We start from the raw sequence: 21,221 nt of genomic DNA, 5'->3' as shown, positions 1-21,221 counted from the left end.
CCTGGACCCGGGCGGCTCGCACGTTCCCCAGGTTGGTCACCCAGCTCGCGAAGACGGCCGTGCCGCCGGTGAAAGCTGCGACCCACATCCCGCTGTCCCCTACGCCGATCAGTGTCGGTGAGGTGCCAGCCGCTGTCGAGAGCGTCTCGGATCCTGTCGGAGAGTCGGGCCCTGGCACGCACATTTGCCACGTTGTCGAGGAGGCGGCAGAACGGGGCTGCCCGGGCAGACCACCGGAGGGGCACGTCGTGGCTGGGGCGATTGATTCCAGCTCAATTTTCGCTCAGAACATGAATCCAGAACTTGTCGCGTACATGCCTCAAACGTAGTGTTCAAGTGCTTGATCGCCACGGGGGCGGTCCACCGGAAAAGTGTCACATGGGCATCAGCTCTCGGCGCGCTGTGACCGGCGTTGCCACTGCTGCACTGCTTCTCTGCTTTGGGGCTGCGGGTACTGCCGTCGCTGCGGAGTACCGGCTGACGACACGGCCGTAGCAGCCGACCAGACGCAGGACATCAACGACAGACTGGGCTGGGAGGACGACACTGAGCAGCCGGTTCACCAGATAGAGCCGTATCGGTGCGATGGCCCCTCGACGTGGATCAGTATCACGTCGAAGAAGGCCTACCACGTGCCGTCATGGTGGAACGGCACCAAGTACAAAGACGGTCCGGGTGGATCCATGACCGTCAGCGTGACCAAGACAGGGACCATCACGGCAGAAGTGAGCGGCACGGTCTCCGGCGAGGCGAATCTGGTCGTCGCAGCGGCCAAGTCGTCCATCACTTACAAGATCGCCGGTAGCATTTCGGTCGCGACGGGACACACCTACACGCGCAACATCGCCCGGGGTAAGTACGGGCACCTGCAGTACGGTTTCTGGGGCTACAAGGTGACGTGGAAGAAGTACCGGGCCACTGGTGACGGCTGCAATGGCGTCGAGATCGGCCACGGTACGGCGACGCTGCCCACATCCGAGACCGGCTGGAAGTACTGGGAAACCACGACATGATTCATCCAAGCCCGCGGGCGACCCGCTTCGCCGCAGGTGCCGTCCTGTTGTCGGCGTTCCTGATCACGGCGTGCACTACGTCCGGCAACGATGAGGGTAAGGACACGAGCTCTTCACCGGCGCCTGTGTCGAGCTCGACTCGAACGGCAACCGAGCCGTCGGAGAGGAAGCTCACCGAGCAGGCTCAGGCGGCCCTTGCGGCCGTTCACGACGGGACGCTGGTCGAGGCCGGCGCGGAGCGGGTGACCGACGGCATCCACACTGAGCCCGCACTGGGTAAGGGCAAGACCTACCGGCTCAACTTGGTCTGCGCCGGCAGCGGCAGCGCGCAGTTGAAGTTCGCGCCTGCGAGCGCCGGCAAGGAGGTTACGGTGCCGTGCGATGAGTCCGTCGTCCAGCAGCGAATCGTCGCGGACAGGACGGTCCGCATCGACGTCGACGGTGTTGAGGGATCAACTGGTGTGATTGCCTGGCAGATCGACGCCACGTGAGAGCAACACGGGGTGCCTCCCGGCATCGCTGTCGGGAGGCACCCGGCTTGTACGGACATCGAAGTACGGCACCGCCGGAAACCTGCAACCTCATGGCCACGGGGCGACCGTCACGAGTTGCCTTGGTTGATGACGCACCCCGATAGCGTGGTTGAGGCCGACGGCGGCGCCACGAGACACGCGCTCCTGATCGGTTGACGCACCTGCCGTCGTAGCTGAATGTCATCGTCTGAGGGACAAACGAGACCGGCGTCGGATCTGGAGTGATGCCGTATCACGGGAAACACCCGCGCACTTCCCGAGCGTGGACTCAGCCCCGAGCGCCCGGCCTGGAGACCCCCAGGCGGGAACTTGTAAAGCGGTGGTCACGTATCGAGGGCCGGACGGCAGTGACGGCAACGCTGACGGCAACGAGCGCGGACGACTACAACACCCGGCGGCCTGTCACGGAAGCCCTGCGGACCCGCTGCTCCAGCCTGCTGGGGTGTGCCCGCATCTTCCAAGAGCCTGGTCGGGTTGGGCGGGTGAGTGTCTAACTGCGTGACAACGCCGACGCACAGCGGCGGACACCCGCGGACGTCTGCGGACCGTCACAGCAGGTGAGAGGGACACCGACCCAAGGTCAAGCGCTCACCCAAGTTGCTTCGGGACGAAGAGGTCGTGGGTTCAAATCCCGCCACCCCGACGCTGAAGTACAAGGTCAGATGCCGGTAGCAAATTTGCTACCGGCCTGACTCGCTGGACCCGGATCAGGTCGAACCCGTACACCACTTCCCTGGACGCAACCGTTTCGCCCCCCCTTCCAGCACCCCTTCAGTCGTCGTGCGAAACTCCCTCCCTGGTCAGAGGGAGGGGCAGGGGCGTGGAGAAGTCCGAGGCGAAGCAGGTGCTGGAACGGGCTCGCGAGATGTGGGATGCGGAGGAGTGGCTGCGTTCCGCCGAGCTGTACGAGCAGGTCCTTGCTCACTATCCGGACGAGGGCCCCAGCGCGGTGTGGTGGTACGACGCAGCACTGGCGTACAAATTTCTGCGTAACTGGGCAAAGGCCTACGAACTCGGCCGTGAGGCTGCCGCCCGCTCGCCGCGCGGCGAGCAGGACCCGACGTTTTGGAACCTGGGGGTCGCTGCCACGATCCAGCGTGACTGGCCGACCGCCCGTGACGCTTGGGAGGGCTTCGGGATCCCGATGCCGGAGGGCGAGGGGGAGATCAACGGCGCCTTCGGCCCGGCGTGCGTACGGCTGGACACCGGTGGCGAGCGTGAGGTGGTCTGGATCCAGCGGCTCTGCCCGACGCGAGGGCGCGTGATGAACGTCCCTGCCACGAAAGGCCGTCGCTTCGGCGAGATCGTCGTGCACGATGGGGAGCCGACTGGCGAGCGGACGTACAACGGCCAGAGCGTCGCTGTCTTCGACGAATTGTTGCTCTTCGAGGCCTCTTCGCTGCCGACGCTGCATGCGACCGTAAGCGCAGCGGATGCATCCGACGTCGACGCCCTGGTGGCTTCATTCTTCGCGCAGGATTTCGGCGCCGAGCCGGCGAGCAGTTTCCACATGCTGTGCGCATGCTGCAGCGAGGGTCGGGTCGACTGGGATGAGGCCAGCGTGCCGACACACGGCGGCTCACAGACTGTCTGGCTGGCCGCCCCTGAGACCGAGGCCCGGCAGCTACTGGATGCGTGGGCGACGGGCGGCGAACGCAGCTGGAACGGACTGGAGCTGTTTGGGTGAGCCCCCGGGGAGTGAGCGGGGAGTGGATCAAGAGAATCGTGCCGCGCAGTGGTCACGTAGACCAACGCACACCAAGCCTCTGACGTGGGACAGATACTCAACCGTCCTGGTGGGTGCTGACACACGTCGGCGTGGGTATGGTGGGGCACGCGGCGCACCTTAACGAAGCGACCGCTTCGTCCCGAATAAGTAGGAGCCGTGCAGGGCGTCAGTCGGCCCAGGCCGGACCGTCTCTGGGCCGTCCGAGGTCGCTCGACAGCAGCCAATGACGACCAACGATGACCACCAGGCGCACGAGCCCACCGCCCCTGAGCAGGGAAAACGCAGGTCGTCGAGATCCCCGGCAAGACCCAGGGCAAGAAGAGGTAACCAAGCCAGAGTGCAAAATCGGTGGCGCCGGCCTCGGTAGACGGACGACACCGCGCGGGCTCCGCCGACCTCAGTGCTGCATCTGGTCGTACACCTCTCGGCTCGATTCCTGAGGGAGCAGGTACAGCCTCAAGTGCTGGCGGAGAAAGCTCTCCAAGCGTGGAAGCTCGATCGCGTCGGCTGGAAGGTCACCGGGACGCGGACGGTAGAGCTCGACCAACCTGACCATCAGCTCGTCGTCGAGCAACGGCGCCTGATAGCGATCTATCGTCCCGATGTAGAAAAGCCAGCTGAACAGCCGGTTGGCGGGACACTGCCCTTCACCCGCATGCAGGTTCTCTGGCTCGTGCTCGGCACTCCAGGAACCGGCGTATAGGTAGGAGGCGCAACGCAAGCCCTCGTCCAAAGCTGGGGTCGGATCGTCCTTGCAATTCCAATAGATCCGAGCCTCGTCCTCGGGTATGGGGCTCGGGGCGGCTGCCAACCACAGTTGGTAGATCTCCTCCACGACCGCAGTCTGGCATGCCGAGTCGCACGATCAACAGGCATCGAGAGTGGCCAGGAGTGGTCTGCTGATCCCTGCTGTACGGCAGAGAAGTACAGCAACCACCCCGACTGCAGGGGATCGACGCCAACTGTGGACGATCACGTAATTCCCCAACCCCCTTGTCGGTGCCGACGCGACAGGCGAGAGAGGTCGTCGTCGACTGGTCAGGGGCGTCTGGCAGACTCCGCGGCATGGGAATGTTCAAGAGGGCCAATAAGGCGGAGAGCGCTGCTCAGGCGGGGGAACGAGCAGACCTGAGTGTGCTCGTGCTGCAGGGCGAGGACATGATCGAACAACTCGGTCGTGCCCACATGTCCTGGGGCCTGGGCTCGGCGGATCGCTGGGACCTGGACCAGACGACCGGCATCATCACCTGGACCTTCCCTGACAAGACCGCGACTGCGCCTGCGCAGATCCTCGGCAGCTTCAGTCCAAGGTCGGGTTCGTGGCTGTGGGCCTGGGCCAACCAGAGCATCCTCCCCGACATGAGCCGCGACTCCCGCAGCTTCTGCGACTGGGCGGAAGCCAACGGGCATCCTGCGCTGGCCCAGCCCAAGGTCAACGTCGACGAACAGGCTGCTTCGACCCTCGTGGCCGTCGCTGTCCGGATCACCGGGGCGATCGGCTATTACAAGGGGCCGGGAGGTAACTCCTCGGTGATCATCACGTTCGGGCCGGTGACCCTGGCGAAGGCCGATGGCAGCGTCTCCACCTTCAATATCAACATCAACTAGCGCCCGGGGGCAACCACGAGCGACTCCGTGACGAGCGCACATGACCTCAGCGACCGCCCCGCCTGTAGTTCGCATCGAGAGGGTCACCAGTGCACGGCTCTGTGCCACTCTCGTGCCAGAACGGGCGGGGAATCACGGAGCATAGGGGTGTGCAAGGGTACGGCCGCCGGACTCCGTCCAAGACAGGGAACCCGCAGGTCAGGCGCGTGACTGCCAACCTCGCTCCTAAAGCGGTGCTGGCGGGGAGGGTCAGGGCCTGCTCAATCTGGCGTGGCTAAGGGGGAAAGCAACCGCTCCGGCCGGCCGTACGTCGGTACGCCGGTCGGCAACCCGTAGGGCAGCGAGGAAGGCCCGGTCGACGGGAGTGAACCTGACCCTTTCCGCGCCGAGTTGCCGCTCAAGCACAGTGAGCTGGTGGCGTAGGGCCAGGATCTCGGTGTCCTTGTTGTGATCGGTGATCGGCAGCAGTCGTAGGGCGGCGAAGGCGTTCGTGACGGCAAGACAGGCGAGGCGCAGCAGCACGAACGATCATCATGCCACTCGTGCGCTCCGGGTTTGCCAGTCGGCTGACCAGCGCGGATGACATTTCCGGCACGCACAACAGGAACACGATTTCGGGATAGAAGGAGCAGTAGTCGGGGCGGGGCGCACCTACCCTCGAAGCACGCTTCCTGTTACCCAAGTTCACGCAGCCTTGGAGGAGTTCTGTCGAACAGGCGCGGGTGATCGACCAGAATGCATTTACTGGGTTCGCGGTGAGATCAACGGGGAGCGCCTGAAGCTCGATCAGTAGCGAATCAGGGTTTCTCGTCTACATGCTCAAGCACCCGTCGAGTGAGTCCAGGCGGCCTCCCCCACCCCCTCAGCGCGTCACCGGCAATCCCGAAGTGAACCGTGGCCCGTCCCCCCGGTGCTGGACCGGGAAAGTGACCTTCAGGCCCCGCTCCTGGCCGGCCAGGGTGAGGTAGGTGACGTACTGCAGGCCCAGGAAGGCCTTCTTCGAGCCGCCCGCGGAGACGTACGGGCGTGGGAGGTTGATGACCAGCTTGCCGGGCTTTCCGCCGCGGTTTCCGTCGAAGAAGAGCAGACGCTGGTCGGTCAGGACTATGTACAGCGGCCGGGGCGTGACCGTGGCCATCACGGTGCCCGCGCTGAGGACGCCGACCAGGGCCGCGGTGAGCGCCTGCCTGCGGACGGAGACCGAGCCGACGCCCGCCAAGGTGGTGAGTTCGACCTGCTCGCCCTGGAGCAGCAAGGGGGCCGCAGCGTCCAGCAGTTGCCTGGTGCGGCGGGCGTTGACGGCCATGGAGGACTCCGGGTCAGAGCGGGAACGGTGGAGTGGGCGCGCAGGTCGGCTCAGTGATGTGCCGAACGGCCGATTGACGAGACGTCAGTGGACAGCCGCGACCAGTTGGGCGCGCCGATGGAGACGGGCGGACAATATGGAGGCCCGGTGAACGCGAGTTGGCCGGTGGGTAAGGGGATGGTCAAGTCACAGTCGTCTTTCTGCCTTGCCGGGCTCGGCTCTCCCCGGAGAATCGCGTTGTCACAGGCCTCGCCTAATATCCGCCGCATGTCGCTCGCTTCCGCCTCTGCCCTGCCGCCTCCCGACTTCGAGGTCGCCTCCGCCTTCCCCGAGGCCGCCTGGCTGCGGCAAGCCGCCGCAGCGTGGGACTGGGCGTCCATCCGGCGGTACGTCGACGGGTTGCCAGCGGAGACGCCTCGCAGTTTCGCCGTCGGTGTGCTGTCCGAGGCGAAGGGAGTCGAGGAGTGGATGCGCGAACTCCTCACCGCCGCGCCTGACGACGTGCTCGCGCTCACCGTCCTCGGCACCCGCGAGGTGAACATCGGCTGGGAGATCAGGACCGCGGCGCGCGCCGAGCACGTCAGCCGCGAACAGTTCGCCGGGCTGCACGCGCACCTTCGGCAGGCCGAGCAGGTCCTGATACGAGCCACCGCGCTCGATCCGTCGTTCGACGCGGCCTGGGCCAGACGCATCACCACCGCCAAGGGCCTGCAGCTCGGGCAGAACGAGGCGCGGCGCCGATACGACCGGTTGGCCGCCTACCACCCACACCATTTCAGCGGCCAGGGCGGACTGCTCCAGCAGTTGTGCCCCAAGTGGAGCGGGAGCTGGGAGGCTGCCCACGCCTTCTCCCGGGAGTGCCTGCTGAACGCGCCCGAGGGCGCGCTGAACGGCGGGATGGTGGCCGAGGTGCACATGGAGCACTGGCTGGCGCTGCGGGGAAAGGAGCGCGAGGAGTACCTGCGGCAGGGGCATGTGCAGGCCGAAGTCGTCGAGGCCGCCGAGCGGTCCGCGCTCCATCCGCAGTTCCAGCGAGGCTACGGCTGGGTCACCGTTCAGGGCCATTTCGCCGCCCTTTTCTCTCTCATGGGGGACACGGCACGGGCCGCCGCCTGCTTCCGCGCGCTCGGCAACCTCGCCTCCGAGTACCCCTGGGCCTACCTCGGTGGCGACGCCGCAGCGGCCTACGTCAAACACCGCGACGCCGCCCTCGCCCGAGGCTGACCGACCATGCCCACGAACACGCCGAACAGAGGCCGAAGATGAATTCCCAGGCAGCCATCCACCTCACCGAGGTCGACGGCATACCCACCCTCTTCGCGTACGCCACCGGGCCGGTGCGCGCCGGGCTCGTCTTCCGTGTCGGCGTCGCGGACGAGACGCTCGGCCGGGCCGGTGTCACGCACCTTGTCGAGCACCTCGCCCTGCACCGCCAGGGTCTGGCCGACTATCACTTCAACGGAGCGACCAAGGGGGCCTTCACCCACTTCCACGTGGAGGGCGCCGAGTACGAGGTCGTCGCCTATCTCCAGGGTGTCTGCGCCTCCCTCACCGACCTGCCCATGGAGCGACTGGAGACCGAGAGGGAGATCCTGCGTACCGAGGAGTCCCGGCGCGATGTCGGCCAACTCCCGTTGTGGCGCTACGGGGCCCAGGGGTATGGCCTGGTCAGCTACCCGGAGTGGGGCGTGCGGAACCTGCGCCCGGACGACGTACGGTACTGGGCGCAGACCTGGTTCACGCAGGGCAACGCCGCGCTGTGGATCGCCGGTGAACGCCTGCCGACCGGGCTCACGCTCAAACTGCCCGCAGGTCCGCGTCGCCCCATGCCCGCCGTCACCTCCGCCCTGCCCGTCACGCCCGCCTACTTCTCCGACGGCAAGGGCGGTGTCCTGCTCGATGCTGTCGTCGCCGACACGACCGCTGCCCGGCTGTACGCGGGCGTCCTGGAGCGCGAACTCTCCCGTGCTCTGCGCCAGGAGGGCGGCTACTCCTATACGGCGGCCACCGACTACGCCTCCCGCCGTGACGGCTTCGCTCTGGTGACGGCCTTCGCGGACGCCCTGCCCGCCAAGCAGGACGCGGTGCTCGGTGGCTTCATCGACGTCCTCGCCGGGATGCAGGTGGGCCGGATCGGGCAGGCCGGCCTCGAGGCGGTGCGCACGCGAGCCGACGGGGCGTTGACCGCAGCCGACGCGGCCGCACGACGGCTGCCCGGAGCGGCGGAGGACCTGCTCGCCGGGCGGCCGCCGCGCAGCCTGGACGAACTGAGATCAGAATTGTGGGCGGTGACGCCGGGTCACCTGCACACGGTGGCACTGGAGGCCGCCGGGACGGCCCTGATGCAGGTGCCCGGGGGGCACAGTGCGGACTGGGCGGGGTACACGGAGGCCCCTACGAGTTCGCCGTACGCGGTGACCGGGCGGCGGTTCGACTCGGTGCGCAACGACGGCCCGGCGCTGGTGGTGGGGGACGAGGGCGTGAGCCTGACGGTCCGGGTCAAGGACGGTTCGGAGAGCGCGGCGACCGTTCTGTACAGTGCCTGCGCCGCGATGCTGAGCTGGCCCGACGGCGGGCGGCGGCTCGTCGGGACCGACGGCATTGTCGTCGATGTGGAGCCGGGCCTGCACGGTGTCGACGCGCACACGATGGCGGCCATCGATGCGGCCGTGCCGCAGACCGCTGTGGTGTGGCTGCCGCCCCGGCAGCAGTCGCCGCAACCGGAAGCGGCCGTCACACCCGGAGAGAACGGCGGGACCGGCACCGGGACGTCCGCCACCCCGGCCCCCACCCGGCGGACGGGACGGCAGACTGCGGCACTCGTCGTCTTCGGCGTCCTCGGCGGCCTCTGCGCCTTTCTGGCCCTTGCGTTCACGGTGTTCGGCGCTGGTGATCCGGAGACGAGCACCGGCGAGTGGGCCGCCATCGCGGGCTTCCTGTGGGGCGTCACCGCCCTGCTGGTCTGGCCCGCCGTACGGATCCTGCGGCGCACTCGCCGGATGTGAGCCGCGCGGGGACGGGCACGGAGCGGTGGCCTCTACCGCAGGTACGGATTCCCGTGCAGTGGCTGAGGCCCCTGCGGCACCCCGTACACCACCGGGCCCTTGGGTGTCCGCTTGTCGAACAGGGCGAACAGCAGCATCCCCGTCGCCGTCAGCAGGGTCAGCACCACCGCCGCGCCGAGGACGGGATCGCCCGCACCCTCGCTCCGGGCGCCCGCCCACGGCAGGGTCACGACCTCGTAGAGGACGAACGACGCGAAGGCGCCCCAGTCCGACCGCCGCCCGCGGCGGATCGCCACGTACAGGAACGGCACCCACACCAGCAGGCCCAGCGTTCCCCAGACGAGGACCGACCAGGCGATCCGCTGGAACCAGCCGGCCTCCGCACGCTTCTCCCTCTGCATCCCCAACCCCCCCACGGCCACGACGCCCGCCCATGTGCCGCCGAGGAGGCGGAGAGAGCGCAGGGGGCAAGGCTAGAGCAGTGGCGCCCGCCCGCGGGAGGCGGACGGGCGCAAGGAGGGCCGGGGTGTGCCGGCGGTATCAGGAAGTCCGGGCCGCTCAGGCCGTCTTCTGCAAGGCCCCCACGATCTGCTGCGTCAGCTTCTTCGCCGTCGCCGCACCGTTGTCGTGCCCGTCCGTCGACATCACGGTCACGACGTTCGTGCCGACGCGGGCCGCGATGAGCGTGGTGCCGTTCGTCCAGGCGCTGTCGGTGAGGGTGACGGTGTAGGCGGCGTCACCGAGGCCGGACGCCGTCTGACCGGTCACCTTCACCTTCGAGTGGGTCTGGTCGTCGGTGAACGCCGCGCAGGCGGAGGCCACTTGCTCCAGGTCCTTCAGGACCGTCGCCGCGGTCGCCCCGCGGAACGTGTCGACCTCCTGTGCGATGTCCTCGGAGGTGTTCTTATCGACATAGTCGTTCTGCGCGAAGGACACGCCCGAGAGGCCGGTGACGGCGATCCAGCTGGTGCCGTTGAGCTTGGTGCAGTCCGGCTTCGACGACGCGGGTGCGGACGACGGCTCCACGTACGTGCTGCCGGAGTCCCGGGCGCCGCTCGGGTCCACGGCGAAGCCGGTGGCGAAGAACGACGCCGGTGCCAGGACCTTCTTGAGCTGCGTGCCCGTCAGCAGACCCGCGTCGGGGTCCTTGCTCGCCATCTGCTTCGGCTTCGCCGCATCCGCGGAGGGGTCGGACGAGCCGGAGGCGCAGGCTGTCAGGGCCAGGGCCAAGGGGAGTGCGGTGAGAACGAGTGCCTTGACGGCACGCGACGGGGTGCGCATGGAGTCCTTCTGGAGAGCTGGAGAGCTGGAGAGCTGGAGAGCCGAAGCAGCCCGGTCTGATGATGATCACCGGGCCTGACGGACCCTATGGGGCTCGATCGGTGCGCAGGTCATGTACACGTCTACGGAAGATCAAGCGTTCGCCAAGTCCGGGCTGTGGAGGTGGTTCGCGGAGGCATCGTTCCCGGGGGCGGAAGTTTTTGCCGTGCCGTGAGGGATTCTTGTGGTGATCAAGGGACCCCGTTTTCCGATTGCAAGGGTGCTGTCGGTTACGGTGCCATCCACTTCGGGCGCTCAAGTCCCTTGCGTACGCGTACGCTTCCGCTGTCTCCGGACTTACTTGCGGGCGTCGCCGTACCGGGCTCGCACCGCTCCCGGGGGACTCAGGACTTTTCTTCCGGCGGACGCCGTGTGCGTGCCGCCTGTCTGAATTGGGGTGGGGATGGCCGGCCATCGGCAGTCGAAGAAGTTCAGGTACATCTCGTGGGCCGTGGCCGGTACCGCGGTGATCGCGGGCGCCGGGATCGCCGCACAGTCGTCGATGGCCGCCACGACCTGGCCCGCCCAGAAGACGTACACGGGCCGCGCATTCGACACCTGCACCGCGCCCTCGCTCTCCGCGATGAAGGCCTGGAAGGGCGGTCTGTACGGAGCGGCCGCCGTGTACGTCGGCGGCAAGAACCGCGGCTGCAGCCAGCCCAACCTCACCGCTTCCTGGGTGAAGTCGGTCAGCTCGCTCGGCTGGAAGCTCATCCCGATCTACGTCGGGGCCCAGCCGTCCTGCCAGACCGGCACCAACCCCGAGAAGATGACCGCCTCCAACGCCGCCTCCCTCGGCACGAGCGACGCCTCGGACGCAGTCGCCAAGGCGTCGGCGCTCGGCATGAAGGCCGGCAGCGCGATCTACCTCGACATGGAGCCGTACGACACCACCAACAAGTCGTGCAACGACGCGGTGCTGACGTACGTGCGCGCCTTCGACAAGCAGCTGCACGCCAAGACGTACCGCGCCGGCTTCTACGGCTTCACCAGCTCCAGCGCCAAGGCCATCGCCACCGCGACGAACAAGACCGACCTGCCGGGCAACCTCTGGTACGCCCTGTGGGACAAGCAGAACACCACCACCACGGACTGGCCCTGGGCTTCGTCCCAGTTCACCAACCACAGCCGCGCCCACCAGTACATGGTCAACAGCAAGGAGACGCGGAACGGCTACACGATCACCGTGGACCGTGACGCCTGGGACGCGCCCGTCGCCATCACGGGCTGACGGGCAGGGCCGGCACGTACGGCTGAGCGACGGGACACGAGCGTCGCCCCGATGCCCGGGAGGGCGGTGAGGCTGCTCCGGCCGTGCGCGGTGGGGGGCGGCGTCACGGCCCTTCCCGTGGACGGTCCGAGGCCGTTGTGTCGCGTCCCGTCGTTCCTGCCGGCCCCGCTGTGGGTCGGCGAGCGGACAGGTGGCCCTGGTGGGTGGTCGACCACCCACGGGCCGCTGTTCGCGGCCGCTGGCCCGCTGATCTTGCTCGTCCCGCCGCCGGTGGCCCGCACCGTGGTGTACGTGCGGACGGTGTGACCCGGCGGCTTGGTCGTCGCTGAGGCGCGCGGGCGGCGACCGCGCAGAAAAGCAGAAGAGTAGGGAATCGGTGGTCAAACAGGTCAGGCAGGTGTCCCAGGCGCGGCCTGCGAAGGCGCCGCAGGAGGGGCGGCTCACCGCCATGGGCCGTGCGGCGGCGACGTGGCTGGGTTCGCTGCGCCGGCGCACCATCGCGCTGGCGGCGGGGTCCGTGGCCGTCGTCGTCGCGGTCGCCGTGGTCATCGCGCTCCTGTCCGGGCAGGACGACCGGCCACCGGTCCCGGACACCCGGGCCCGGCACTACAACGACGTCGACGCCTGCCTGCTCACCGACAAGAAGGGCATCACCGGGGAGACGGCCGCCACGGTCTGGCAGGGCATGCAGGACGCATCGCTCAAGACCCACGCGCGCGTCAGCTACACGTCGGTGGCCGGTGAACAGAGTGCGGCGAACGCCCGTCCCTACCTCAACGGTCTGCTCCAGGGTTCCTGCGACGTCCTCCTCGCCGTTGGCGGCCCCGAGGTCACGGCTGCCGCGCAGACGGCTCCGCAGTACCGGAAGGTCGGGTTCGTGCTCGTCGGTACCGGGGGCGGTGAGAAGCCGGCTGCCAATGTGACCGGGATCGAGACCGGCGACGGCCTGCGCGCCGACGTCGCGGGAGCGGTCGAGCGGGCGGTGGACGGGCTGTCCTGACCGGCCGGAGCGCGGACACACTTGCCCGGTCGGAGCGGTGACTCACGCGCCCGGCACGGAGGGGTGACGCACTCGCCCGGGGCGGAGGCGGGGACGGACCCGCCGTGCCACGGTGCCCGAAGTCAGTTGGAATCGTTGGTTCGAATGGGTTGGCCAGAGCCTGGCCACTGCCTACCATCGATCATCGCAAGACTTTGTGCACCGCCGCACAATCTCCTCAGGAGGCCACCTTGCACCGTCGTCGCACCGCGATCGCCCTCATCGCCGCCCTGGCCGCGGCTCCCCTTCTCAGCGCGTGCGGCGGACCGGCCCACGCGGGTTCCGCGGCCGTCGTCGGAGGGCAGCGGATCACGGTCTCCCAGCTGGAGAGCCGGGTGAACGAGGTGCGTGCGGCCCAGCGCGCCGCCGCCACGGACGACGCCCAGTACCAGCAGGCGGTCGCCCAGACGAGCAGTCTGACCCGCGACACACTCCACAGTCTCGTTCTCGACCGGGTCCTGGACCGCGCGGCCAAGAACGCCGGCGTGAGCGTCAGCCGTAGCGAGGTCGAGCAGATGCGCTCGAGCCTGGAGCAGCAGGCGGGCGGCGCGAAGGCGTTGCAGTCGGCGTGGCTGCAGCAGTACGGGGTGGCACCCCGGCGTCTCGACGACAGCCTCCGCACGGAGGTCGAAGCGCAGAAGCTGGCCGCCGCGCTCGGCGCCGACATGAGCACGGCCGACGGCAAGACCGTGTTCTGGAAGGCCATGACCGAGGCGTCGAAGGAACTCCACGTCGACCTCAATCCGCGCTATGGCGCCTGGGATGTGCAGAAGAGCAGCCGGGTGGACGTGCCTACCCCCTGGGTCAAGGAGGTCACCTCGGCGGCGACGCAGCGGACGGCGTAGCGCGGGTGCGGTTCGGGGGGCGTCGGGTGCCGTGCCGAGGCCGTCGGGCGGCCTGTGGACAAAGCCCGGGGACGTCAGTGGCGTGCGTTACGTTCGAAGGGTGAACGCAACCAGCCCTCGCGACGACGGTCCGCACGCGACCGATGCCCCCGACGCGGCCGTCGGCCGAATCGTCCTGCTCACCACCAGCCACCGGGTCGCGCCCGGGCTGTTGTCCTGGCCCGCCTGGCAGGCCCTGCGCGACGCCGACCGGGTCCTGTGTGCGGACGGCGCACACCCCCAGCTGCCCTATCTGCGTGAGGCGGGCATAGCGGTCGAGGAGGCCGCCCCGACCGCGCAGGAGTTGGTCGACGCCTGCGCCGGCGGGCACACGGTGGCCGTCGTGGCGACCGGCGAGGGCGAGCCGCAGCTCACCGACGGCCTGGCCCGGCTTGCGGGTTCGGGCCGGGTACGGATGCCCGAGCTGGAGCTGCTCCCCGCGTCGTACGACCTCCCCGGCGCTCGTCTTCTCGACCTCGTCCAGGTCATGGACCGCATCCGCGCCGAGTGCCCCTGGTCCTCGCAGCAAACCCACGAGGGACTGGCCAAGTACGGCATCGAGGAAGCGTACGAACTGGTCGAGGCGATCGAGGCGGGCGACCGCGACGAGTTGCGCGAGGAACTGGGCGACGTCCTGCTCCAGGTCGTCTTCCACTCCCGCATAGCCGAGGAGGACCAGGACGCGCCGTTCTCCATCGACGATGTGGCGGGCGGCATCGTGGCCAAGCTGATCCACCGCCACCCGCACGTCTTCGGCGACGAGACCGCGACGACGCCGGAGGAGGTCAAGGAGCACTGGCTACGCACCAAGGCGATCGAAAAGCGGCGCACATCGGTGACGGAGGGCGTTCCGCTCGGCCAGCCGGGTCTGGCCCTGGCGGCCAAGCTGTCGTCCCGCGCCCGCACAGCGGGCCTCGACGTCCCGCTTCCGCAGGGCGAGGGCATCGGCTACGAACTCCTGGTGATGGCGACGCGAGCGGAGTCGGAGGGCGTGGACCCGGAGGCAGCACTACGAGCGGCGGCCCGCGCGTACCGGGATGCGATCCGGGGAGCGGAGGGCGACGACTGAGGGGTCGCTGACCCGGGCCCGGGGCGGAGGCGGCTAGGGACCGCGGGCTGTCGGGTACGCGGTTCTTGGGGGCGTGCCGGGGCCGGGTCCATGTTGATGCCGGCACGGGGCTGTGCTGCTGCCAGGCATGCGGACACGGAGCGGGCGTGTCCGGGGTCCATGGCGGCATGACGGCGGTGGTGCTGCCCGGTGTGCGGTTCCTGGGGCGGGCCTCTGCGCCGGTCCGTGGTCGGTGGCGGCATGACGGCGGTGGTGCCCGGTGTGCGGTTCCCGGGGCGGGCCTCTGCGCCGGTCCGTGGTCGGTGGCGGCATGACGGTGGTGCTGCCCGGTGTGCGGTTCCTGGGGCGGGCCTCTGCGCCGGTCCGTGGTCGGTGGCGGCATGACGGCGGTGGTGCTGCCCGGTGTGCGGTTCCTGGGCGCGGCCCGGCGTCGGGCCCGCGACCGGATCGGTCAAAGCCGCAGCAAGGCGACGTCGGCAGCCGATCCGGGCGCAAGGCCGTCGGGAAGGGCCCCGACGCGTGGCTCGGTCTGCCGGATACCGTCGAAGTGTGACCAGCCCGTCCCGTCCCCAGCCCTCGGCGCCCGAACTCTTCACCTGGGAGTTCGCCGCCGACCCCTACCCCGCCTACGCCTGGCTCCGCGAGCACGCTCCCGTGCACCGGACGAAACTGCCGAGCGGGGTGGAGGCCTGGCTGGTCACCCGGTACGCCGATGCCAAGCAGGCCCTCGCCGACCAGCGGCTCAGCAAGAACCCGGCGCACCACGACGAACCCGCGCACGCCAAGGGCAAGACCGGCATCCCCGGCGAGCGCAAGGCCGAGCTGATGACGCACCTGCTCAACATCGATCCCCCGGACCACACGCGGCTGCGGCGGCTCGTCTCCAAGGCCTTCACCCCCCGTCGCGTCGCCGAGTTCACACCCCGGGTGCAGGAGCTGACCGACCAGCTCATCGACCGCTTCGCGGAACGCGGCTCCGCCGATCTCATCCATGAGTTCGCCTTCCCGCTCCCCATCTACGCCATCTGCGACATGCTCGGCGTCCCCCGCGAGGACCAGGACGACTTCAGGGACTGGGCCGGGATGATGATCCGGCACGGCGGGGGACCCCGGGGCGGGGTCGCCCGGTCCGTCAAGAAGATGCGCGGCTATCTCGCCGACCTCATCCACCGCAAGCGCGAAGCTCTGCCCGATGCGCCCGGCCCCGGTGAGGACCTCATCTCCGGGCTCATCCGCGCCTCCGACCACGGCGAGCACCTCACCGAGAACGAGGCCGCCGCCATGGCCTTCATCCTGCTCTTCGCCGGGTTCGAGACAACGGTCAATCTGATCGGCAACGGGACGTACGCCCTCCTCACCCACCCCGAGCAGCGTGCCTGGCTGCAGGCCTCCCTCGCCCGTGGGGAGCGCGGGCTGCTCGAGACGGGGGTCGAGGAACTCCTCCGCTACGACGGCCCGGTCGAGCTGGCCACCTGGCGGTTCGCCACCCAGCCGCTCACCGTCGGCGGGCAGGACATCGCCCCCGGCGATCCGGTGCTCGTCGTGCTGGCGGCCGCCGACCGGGACCCGGAGCGGTTCGCCGATCCCGATGTGCTCGACCTCTCCCGCCGCGACAACCAGCATCTGGGATACGGCCACGGCATCCACTACTGCCTCGGCGCCCCCCTCGCCCGCCTCGAGGGGCAGACCGCCCTCGCCACGCTCCTCATCCGGCTGCCCGATCTGGAACTCGGGGCGGACCCGGTCGACTTGCGCTGGCGCGGCGGACTCATCATGCGGGGATTGCGAACTTTGCCCGTAAAGTTCGCGACGGATCGTGATGTGCGACGGCCGTCTGGCGCCGATTCCGGAGGATGACGCGGCGATCACGCGGGCGGTCCCGTAGTCGGTCCCGGAAAGGTGACACGCACTCAACTCTGTGATCTTCACGTGATCTGCGCTGCATTAACTTGTGACAAGTGATCGCTTGGCGCTACCTTCACGCAGCAGCGCGACGACATGCCTCAACCGTCGCGCCGGTCCCTGCTGTCGTGTGAAAGGCAAGCGCATGCTCTCCGGGAACGGCCGTCACCGGCGCCCCCGCCAGGCTCCGGCTCTCCTTGTCGCGGCAGGGGTGACCGGCTCAGCGATCGCGATCCCGCTGCTGGGCGCCACCGGTGCGAGCGCGGCCTCCGGTATCACCTGGGACCGGGTCGCGGAGTGCGCGAGCGGAGGCTCCTGGAGCGCGGACACCGGCAACGACCGCTACGGCGGGCTCCAGTTGACGCAGCAGGACTGGGACGAGTACGGCGGCCTCGACTACGCCCCCAGGGCCGACCAGGCGAGCCGCTCCCAGCAGATCGCCGTCGCCGAGAGGATCCTCGACGGCCAGGGCGTCTCCGTCTGGTCCGCCTGCGGTCTGGTCGCCGGCCTGAGTGAGGACTCGGCCTCCGCGCACGTCGACACCGGCCTCGCGGGCGAATCCTCCGACGGCGGGTCCTCCTCCGGCTACGGCATGGACTCCGGACTGTCCGAGTCGTCTGGATCGACCACTTCGGGGCACTCATCGCCTTCTTCGTCCGCCTCCTCCTCTTCGTCGCCTTCCTCCGGGGCGAGTGAGAAGTCCTTCAAGGGTGCTTCCCGATCGGCGGGGTCTCAGGGTGACGGCGACGCGTCCACTGAAGCGACGAAGAGCGACGAGTCGGACAAGTCCGGGCAGAGCGACACCTCTTCGAGGGCCGGTCGTCATCGCGGGAGCAGCGCCGACGAGAGTGCGGCGGGTGACCGTGCGGGCGACTCGGCCGCCCGGCACGCTTCGCGCGGCTCCAGCGCCGGGCGCGACGTCGCCGACGGCTCGTACACCGTCCGGCCCGGGGACAATCTGACGGCCATCGCCGACTCCCTTGACCTGAAGGGCGGATGGGCCAAGCTGTACGACGCGAACAAGAAGACGGTCGGCGCCGACCCCGACCTCATTCTCCCCGGTCAGAACCTTGAGATCGGTACCGAATCCGACGCCGGGCAGCAGTGAACTGCCTTGCCGTTCCAGGGGACTTCATGCCCTGGTTCGTGGCGAATGTCTGATTTGGCGAGAGTGAGATATGAGTCTCATAAGCCCTGATCGTCTTTGAAATTCCGCGGATCGACTGCTTACGGTCGTGTCCGCTCGCCACAGCGGGCCCCCACGGTCGCAACGCCGAATCCTGCCAGCGGCCGTGTGGGAACAGTCGACGCGTCAAGCGCCGTAGGCAGGAGCGGGGGACCCAAGGTAAGCGCCGCGCCCGGACATTGACCGGGACGGCTCGGGGTGAAGCCGCGCACCACGTCGTGCGCGGCCGGGCAACTCAACCGGCCCGAACCCGACAGCTCACCTCGCAGGCGTCGGTGAGGGGATCGAACCATGCTGTGTTCCGGCAAGGGCAAGCACCGCCGCCCGTCCAAGGCCACTCGCGCCGTCACACTCGCCGGCGTCGCCGGCGCCGCCATAGCCGCTCCGCTGCTCGCGGCCGGCAACGCCTCGGCCGCCACCTCGGCCGAGTGGGACGCCGTCGCCCAGTGCGAGTCCGGCGGCAACTGGGCCATCAACACCGGCAACGGTTTCTACGGTGGCCTGCAGTTCACGAACTCCACCTGGGCCGCCTACGGTGGCACCGCCTACGCCGCGCGTGCGGACCTGGCAAGTAAGGCCCAGCAGATCGCCGTCGCCGAGAAGGTCCTCGCAGGCCAGGGCAAGGGTGCCTGGCCGGTGTGCGGCAAGGGCCTGTCGAGCGCCCCCTACAACGGCGCCGCGGCCTCCACGAACAACTCGGCGAAGAGCGCCACGACCACTCGCTCGACCGGTGAGCAGACGGCCAACCGCTCCGCGCAGCGCCCGGCTCCCCAGAAGACGGTCACCACCCCGACCGGCCAGAAGATCAAGAAGGGCGACGGCGAGTACAAGGTCGTCAAGGGTGACAGCCTCAGCTCGATCGCCGAGAAGCACCACGTCCAGGGCGGCTGGAAGAAGCTGTTCCAGCTGAACAAGGACATCGTCAAGGACGCCGACCTCATCTACCCGGGTCAGCAGCTGCACCTGAAGTGACAGCTGCCGGGCAGCCGGCTCACAGGGTCCCCCCAGACGTGACCTCCATGGTGGGGGTCACGTGAGATCCACCCCCGTCCCCACGGGCTCCCCGCTCCGGTGCGTGTTCCCCCGTACGCACCGGAGCGGGGCCTTTTTGCCTGCGCGCCGTGCGATTTTCACCGGGCTTTCCTCTCCTCCTTTGTTCCGAGTAGGAACAATGTGTACCGTCACCCTGTCCTGGACGGTCGGTCGGCTGGCCGCCCACCCGGGACGGATAGGCTCTAGTCGCAAGGTGCCCCGCACTCTCAGCGTCACATCCATGAAGGAGATGCTCGTGCCGTCCATCGACGTCGTCGTAGCCCGGGAAATCCTGGACTCCCGCGGCAACCCCACGGTCGAGGTCGAGGTTGGCCTCGACGACGGCAGCACGGGTCGTGCCGCCGTCCCGTCCGGCGCCTCCACCGGTGCCTTCGAGGCCATCGAGCTCCGCGACGGTGACCCCAACCGCTACCAGGGCAAGGGCGTCGAGAAGGCCGTCCTCGCCGTCATCGAGCAGATCGGCCCGGAGCTCGTCGGCTACGACGCCACCGAGCAGCGCCTGATCGACCAGGCGATGTTCGACCTGGACGCCACCGACAACAAGGGCTCGCTCGGCGCCAACGCCATCCTCGGCGTCTCCCTCGCCGTCGCCCACGCCGCCTCCGAGGCGAGCGACCTCCCGCTCTTCCGTTACCTGGGCGGCCCGAACGCGCACCTGCTGCCGGTGCCGATGATGAACATCCTGAACGGCGGCTCGCACGCCGACTCCAACGTGGACATCCAGGAGTTCATGATCGCCCCGATCGGCGCGGAGTCCTTCTCGGAGGCCCTGCGCTGGGGCGCCGAGGTCTACCACACCCTGAAGAAGGTGCTGAAGACCAAGGGCCTGTCCACCGGCCTCGGTGACGAGGGCGGCTTCGCCCCGAACCTCGGCTCCAACCGCGAGGCCCTCGACCTCATCCTCGAGGCCGTCAAGCAGGCCGGGTACGTGCCCGGCGAGCAGATCGCCCTGGCTCTCGACGTTGCCGCCTCCGAGTTCTACAAGGACGGCAAGTACCTCTTCGAGGGCAAGGAGCGCTCCGCCGCCGAGATGACGGAGTACTACGAGGAGCTCGTCGCGGCCTACCCGCTCGTCTCCATCGAGGACCCGCTGTTCGAGGACGACTGGGCCGGCTGGAAGGTCATTACCGACAAGCTCGGCGACAAGGTCCAGCTGGTCGGCGACGACCTGTTCGTCACCAACCCCGAGCGCCTCGCCCGCGGCATCGAGGAGGGCACCGCCAACGCCCTGCTCGTGAAGGTGAACCAGATCGGCTCGCTGACCGAGACCCTGGACGCCGTCGAGCTGGCCCAGCGCAGTGGCTTCAAGTGCATGATGTCGCACCGCTCCGGCGAGACCGAGGACGTCACCATCGCCGACCTGGCCGTCGCCACCAACTGCGGCCAGATCAAGACCGGCGCCCCGGCCCGCTCCGAGCGCGTCGCCAAGTACAACCAGCTGCTGCGCATCGAGGAGATCCTGGACGACGCCGCGGTGTACGCCGGCCGCAGCGCCTTCCCGCGCTTCAAGGGCTGAGTGCGCTGAGAACGCCTTAGCCGGTCGTCCGTACGTCCCCGTACCCGGTCCCGTACCGTGTGCGGGGACGTACGCACGTATGAAGGGGAGGCGGGAGACATGGCCGGGAAGGACGGCGACCGGTTCTCCACCGCGACCAGGCTGCGGCTGCTCGGGGAACAGACGGCGGCCCGGGTCTACCGCTCCCAGACCAAGCGGCAGGCGCGGCGCTCCCGGCTCACCGGCCGGGCCGCGCTGCTCGCCCTCGTACTGTGCTCTCTGGTCCTGGCGCTGGCCTACCCGATAAGGCAGTACGTCTCCCAGCGCGCCGAGATCGCCGACCTGGAGCAGCAGCAGGCGCAGGCCCGTGAGCGGGTCGAGCAGTTGCGCGACCTCAAGGCTCGCTGGCAGGACGACGCCTACGCGGAGCAGCAGATCCGGCTGCGGCTGCACTATGTGATGCCGGGGGAGACCGGTTACATCGTGATCGACCCGGACGCCGCCAAGCGGGCGCGCGCGGACCGTGCGATGGCGGCGCGCCCCTGGTACGCGAACATCTGGGACGGGGTCGACAAGGCCGACAAGCCGTGAACGGCGGCGCCGCGCCGAACCCGCCGGCGGGCGAACCGCCGATGCGCCCTGCACGGCTGAGCCGCCCTCCTCGACTTGGCATCCTGGACGGCAGAGCGGACCTGAACCGATGGACCGTCGTGAACCGATGGACAAGTGAAGCGCCGTCCCGACCCGCACCGGAGAGCCGCCCGCGACCGACGAGCCGACCGTGAACCCGAGAGCCGCTGCGCCCGTTGACCCAGTGACCGGACGAACCAGCGCACCGATGAGAAAGA

The 21,221-nt window shown here is 68.8% G+C and carries 21 protein-coding genes and 1 riboswitch; of the genes, 16 read left to right on the top strand and 5 right to left on the bottom strand.

Going from position 1 to position 21,221, the window contains the following annotated elements:
• The first annotated feature begins 683 nt into the window (after positions 1 to 683).
• From ACWDA7_RS28625 to ACWDA7_RS28615, 3 genes are all read left to right on the top strand, one after another.
• Positions 684 to 1,013, top strand: a complete 330-nt coding sequence (locus ACWDA7_RS28625; protein WP_450607580.1) for a hypothetical protein — start codon at positions 684 to 686, stop codon at positions 1,011 to 1,013.
• 47 nt (positions 1,014 to 1,060) lie between these two features.
• On the top strand, positions 1,061 to 1,504 hold the full coding sequence (locus tag ACWDA7_RS28620) for a hypothetical protein (protein ID WP_450607578.1): 444 nt from the start codon (positions 1,061 to 1,063) through the stop codon (positions 1,502 to 1,504).
• Between the two features lie 862 nt (positions 1,505 to 2,366).
• Entirely contained in the window at positions 2,367 to 3,233 is an 867-nt protein-coding gene (locus ACWDA7_RS28615) for a tetratricopeptide repeat protein (RefSeq protein ID WP_450607577.1), read from the top strand.
• A gap of 439 nt (positions 3,234 to 3,672) precedes the next feature.
• Here the strand turns inward: ACWDA7_RS28615 and ACWDA7_RS28610 are convergent, their stop codons facing one another.
• Complete coding sequence (locus ACWDA7_RS28610; protein ID WP_450607575.1) at positions 3,673 to 4,110, bottom strand: hypothetical protein; 438 nt, start codon at positions 4,108 to 4,110, stop codon at positions 3,673 to 3,675.
• Between the two features lie 230 nt (positions 4,111 to 4,340).
• On the opposite strand from ACWDA7_RS28610, the gene ACWDA7_RS28605 reads away from it, so the two are divergent.
• Entirely contained in the window at positions 4,341 to 4,883 is a 543-nt protein-coding gene (locus ACWDA7_RS28605) for a DUF6882 domain-containing protein (protein WP_450607573.1), read from the top strand.
• A 249-nt stretch (positions 4,884 to 5,132) separates the two neighbouring features.
• On the opposite strand, the gene ACWDA7_RS28600 is transcribed toward ACWDA7_RS28605, so the two are convergent.
• Positions 5,133 to 5,405 (bottom strand): hypothetical protein, encoded by a 273-nt coding sequence (locus ACWDA7_RS28600; protein ID WP_450607571.1) that lies wholly within the window; start codon positions 5,403 to 5,405, stop codon positions 5,133 to 5,135.
• A gap of 97 nt (positions 5,406 to 5,502) precedes the next feature.
• Between ACWDA7_RS28600 and ACWDA7_RS28595 the strand changes: the two genes are divergently transcribed.
• Complete coding sequence (locus ACWDA7_RS28595; RefSeq protein WP_450607584.1) at positions 5,503 to 5,676, top strand: Imm1 family immunity protein; 174 nt, start codon at positions 5,503 to 5,505, stop codon at positions 5,674 to 5,676.
• A 69-nt stretch (positions 5,677 to 5,745) separates the two neighbouring features.
• Here the strand turns inward: ACWDA7_RS28595 and ACWDA7_RS28590 are convergent, their stop codons facing one another.
• Positions 5,746 to 6,189 carry a hypothetical protein gene (locus tag ACWDA7_RS28590; protein WP_450607569.1) on the bottom strand — a complete coding sequence of 148 codons (444 nt, stop codon included), beginning with the start codon at positions 6,187 to 6,189 and terminating at the stop codon, positions 5,746 to 5,748.
• 267 nt (positions 6,190 to 6,456) lie between these two features.
• Here ACWDA7_RS28590 and ACWDA7_RS28585 point away from each other — a divergent pair, with 267 nt between their 5' ends.
• Complete coding sequence (locus ACWDA7_RS28585) at positions 6,457 to 7,413, top strand: hypothetical protein (RefSeq protein ID WP_450607568.1); 957 nt, start codon at positions 6,457 to 6,459, stop codon at positions 7,411 to 7,413.
• A 38-nt stretch (positions 7,414 to 7,451) separates the two neighbouring features.
• Positions 7,452 to 9,194, top strand: a complete 1,743-nt coding sequence (locus tag ACWDA7_RS28580; RefSeq protein ID WP_450607567.1) for an insulinase family protein — start codon at positions 7,452 to 7,454, stop codon at positions 9,192 to 9,194.
• 32 nt (positions 9,195 to 9,226) lie between these two features.
• On the opposite strand, the gene ACWDA7_RS28575 is transcribed toward ACWDA7_RS28580, so the two are convergent.
• Both ACWDA7_RS28575 and ACWDA7_RS28570 read right to left on the bottom strand, forming a co-directional pair.
• Positions 9,227 to 9,595: a hypothetical protein gene (locus tag ACWDA7_RS28575; protein ID WP_450607565.1), complete on the bottom strand. Its 369-nt coding sequence runs from the start codon at positions 9,593 to 9,595 to the stop codon at positions 9,227 to 9,229.
• 157 nt (positions 9,596 to 9,752) lie between these two features.
• A complete protein-coding gene (locus ACWDA7_RS28570) occupies positions 9,753 to 10,475 on the bottom strand; it encodes a hypothetical protein (protein ID WP_450607563.1) in 723 nt (240 codons plus the stop codon).
• Positions 10,476 to 10,917: 442 nt separating this feature from the next.
• Here ACWDA7_RS28570 and ACWDA7_RS28565 point away from each other — a divergent pair, with 442 nt between their 5' ends.
• The 9 genes from ACWDA7_RS28565 to ACWDA7_RS28525 all read left to right on the top strand — a co-directional run bounded on the left by ACWDA7_RS28565 (position 10,918) and on the right by ACWDA7_RS28525 (position 20,964).
• Positions 10,918 to 11,745 (top strand): glycoside hydrolase domain-containing protein, encoded by an 828-nt coding sequence (locus tag ACWDA7_RS28565; RefSeq protein WP_450607561.1) that lies wholly within the window; start codon positions 10,918 to 10,920, stop codon positions 11,743 to 11,745.
• 376 nt (positions 11,746 to 12,121) lie between these two features.
• On the top strand, positions 12,122 to 12,745 hold the full coding sequence (locus ACWDA7_RS28560) for a hypothetical protein (protein WP_450607559.1): 624 nt from the start codon (positions 12,122 to 12,124) through the stop codon (positions 12,743 to 12,745).
• Between the two features lie 230 nt (positions 12,746 to 12,975).
• A complete protein-coding gene (locus ACWDA7_RS28555; protein ID WP_450607557.1) occupies positions 12,976 to 13,629 on the top strand; it encodes a SurA N-terminal domain-containing protein in 654 nt (217 codons plus the stop codon).
• Positions 13,630 to 13,729: 100 nt separating this feature from the next.
• The gene (locus tag ACWDA7_RS28550) at positions 13,730 to 14,737 is read left to right on the top strand and encodes a nucleoside triphosphate pyrophosphohydrolase (RefSeq protein WP_450607555.1); all 1,008 of its coding nucleotides are present in this window, start codon (positions 13,730 to 13,732) and stop codon (positions 14,735 to 14,737) included.
• Between the two features lie 549 nt (positions 14,738 to 15,286).
• On the top strand, positions 15,287 to 16,594 hold the full coding sequence (locus tag ACWDA7_RS28545; RefSeq protein WP_450607553.1) for a cytochrome P450 family protein: 1,308 nt from the start codon (positions 15,287 to 15,289) through the stop codon (positions 16,592 to 16,594).
• A 190-nt stretch (positions 16,595 to 16,784) separates the two neighbouring features.
• Positions 16,785 to 17,747: a transglycosylase family protein gene (locus ACWDA7_RS28540; RefSeq protein ID WP_450607552.1), complete on the top strand. Its 963-nt coding sequence runs from the start codon at positions 16,785 to 16,787 to the stop codon at positions 17,745 to 17,747.
• A 199-nt stretch (positions 17,748 to 17,946) separates the two neighbouring features.
• A riboswitch (cyclic di-AMP (ydaO/yuaA leader) is annotated at positions 17,947 to 18,112 on the top strand.
• Between the two features lie 4 nt (positions 18,113 to 18,116).
• Positions 18,117 to 18,797 carry a transglycosylase family protein gene (locus ACWDA7_RS28535; RefSeq protein ID WP_450607550.1) on the top strand — a complete coding sequence of 227 codons (681 nt, stop codon included), beginning with the start codon at positions 18,117 to 18,119 and terminating at the stop codon, positions 18,795 to 18,797.
• A 310-nt stretch (positions 18,798 to 19,107) separates the two neighbouring features.
• Positions 19,108 to 20,394 (top strand): phosphopyruvate hydratase, encoded by a 1,287-nt coding sequence (eno, locus tag ACWDA7_RS28530; protein WP_359406678.1) that lies wholly within the window; start codon positions 19,108 to 19,110, stop codon positions 20,392 to 20,394.
• Positions 20,395 to 20,493: 99 nt separating this feature from the next.
• Positions 20,494 to 20,964 (top strand): FtsB family cell division protein, encoded by a 471-nt coding sequence (locus tag ACWDA7_RS28525; RefSeq protein WP_450607548.1) that lies wholly within the window; start codon positions 20,494 to 20,496, stop codon positions 20,962 to 20,964.
• The last annotated feature ends 257 nt before the right edge of the window (positions 20,965 to 21,221 follow it).

This window comes from Streptomyces sp. NPDC001156, from assembly GCF_053598275.1.
This window is presented reverse-complemented; position numbering and strand designations above follow the sequence as displayed.

Coding starts and splice junctions, on each gene's coding strand:
- ACWDA7_RS28625 (WP_450607580.1), top strand. CDS start 684: ATGACCGTCAGCGTGACCAAGACAGGGACCATCACGGCAGAAGTGAGC.
- ACWDA7_RS28605 (WP_450607573.1), top strand. CDS start 4,341: ATGGGAATGTTCAAGAGGGCCAATAAGGCGGAGAGCGCTGCTCAGGCG.
- ACWDA7_RS28590 (WP_450607569.1), bottom strand. CDS start 6,189: ATGGCCGTCAACGCCCGCCGCACCAGGCAACTGCTGGACGCTGCGGCC.
- ACWDA7_RS28585 (WP_450607568.1), top strand. CDS start 6,457: ATGTCGCTCGCTTCCGCCTCTGCCCTGCCGCCTCCCGACTTCGAGGTC.
- ACWDA7_RS28580 (WP_450607567.1), top strand. CDS start 7,452: ATGAATTCCCAGGCAGCCATCCACCTCACCGAGGTCGACGGCATACCC.
- ACWDA7_RS28575 (WP_450607565.1), bottom strand. CDS start 9,595: ATGCAGAGGGAGAAGCGTGCGGAGGCCGGCTGGTTCCAGCGGATCGCC.
- ACWDA7_RS28570 (WP_450607563.1), bottom strand. CDS start 10,475: ATGCGCACCCCGTCGCGTGCCGTCAAGGCACTCGTTCTCACCGCACTC.
- ACWDA7_RS28565 (WP_450607561.1), top strand. CDS start 10,918: ATGGCCGGCCATCGGCAGTCGAAGAAGTTCAGGTACATCTCGTGGGCC.
- ACWDA7_RS28540 (WP_450607552.1), top strand. CDS start 16,785: ATGCTCTCCGGGAACGGCCGTCACCGGCGCCCCCGCCAGGCTCCGGCT.
- ACWDA7_RS28535 (WP_450607550.1), top strand. CDS start 18,117: ATGCTGTGTTCCGGCAAGGGCAAGCACCGCCGCCCGTCCAAGGCCACT.
- eno (WP_359406678.1), top strand. CDS start 19,108: ATGCTCGTGCCGTCCATCGACGTCGTCGTAGCCCGGGAAATCCTGGAC.
- ACWDA7_RS28525 (WP_450607548.1), top strand. CDS start 20,494: ATGGCCGGGAAGGACGGCGACCGGTTCTCCACCGCGACCAGGCTGCGG.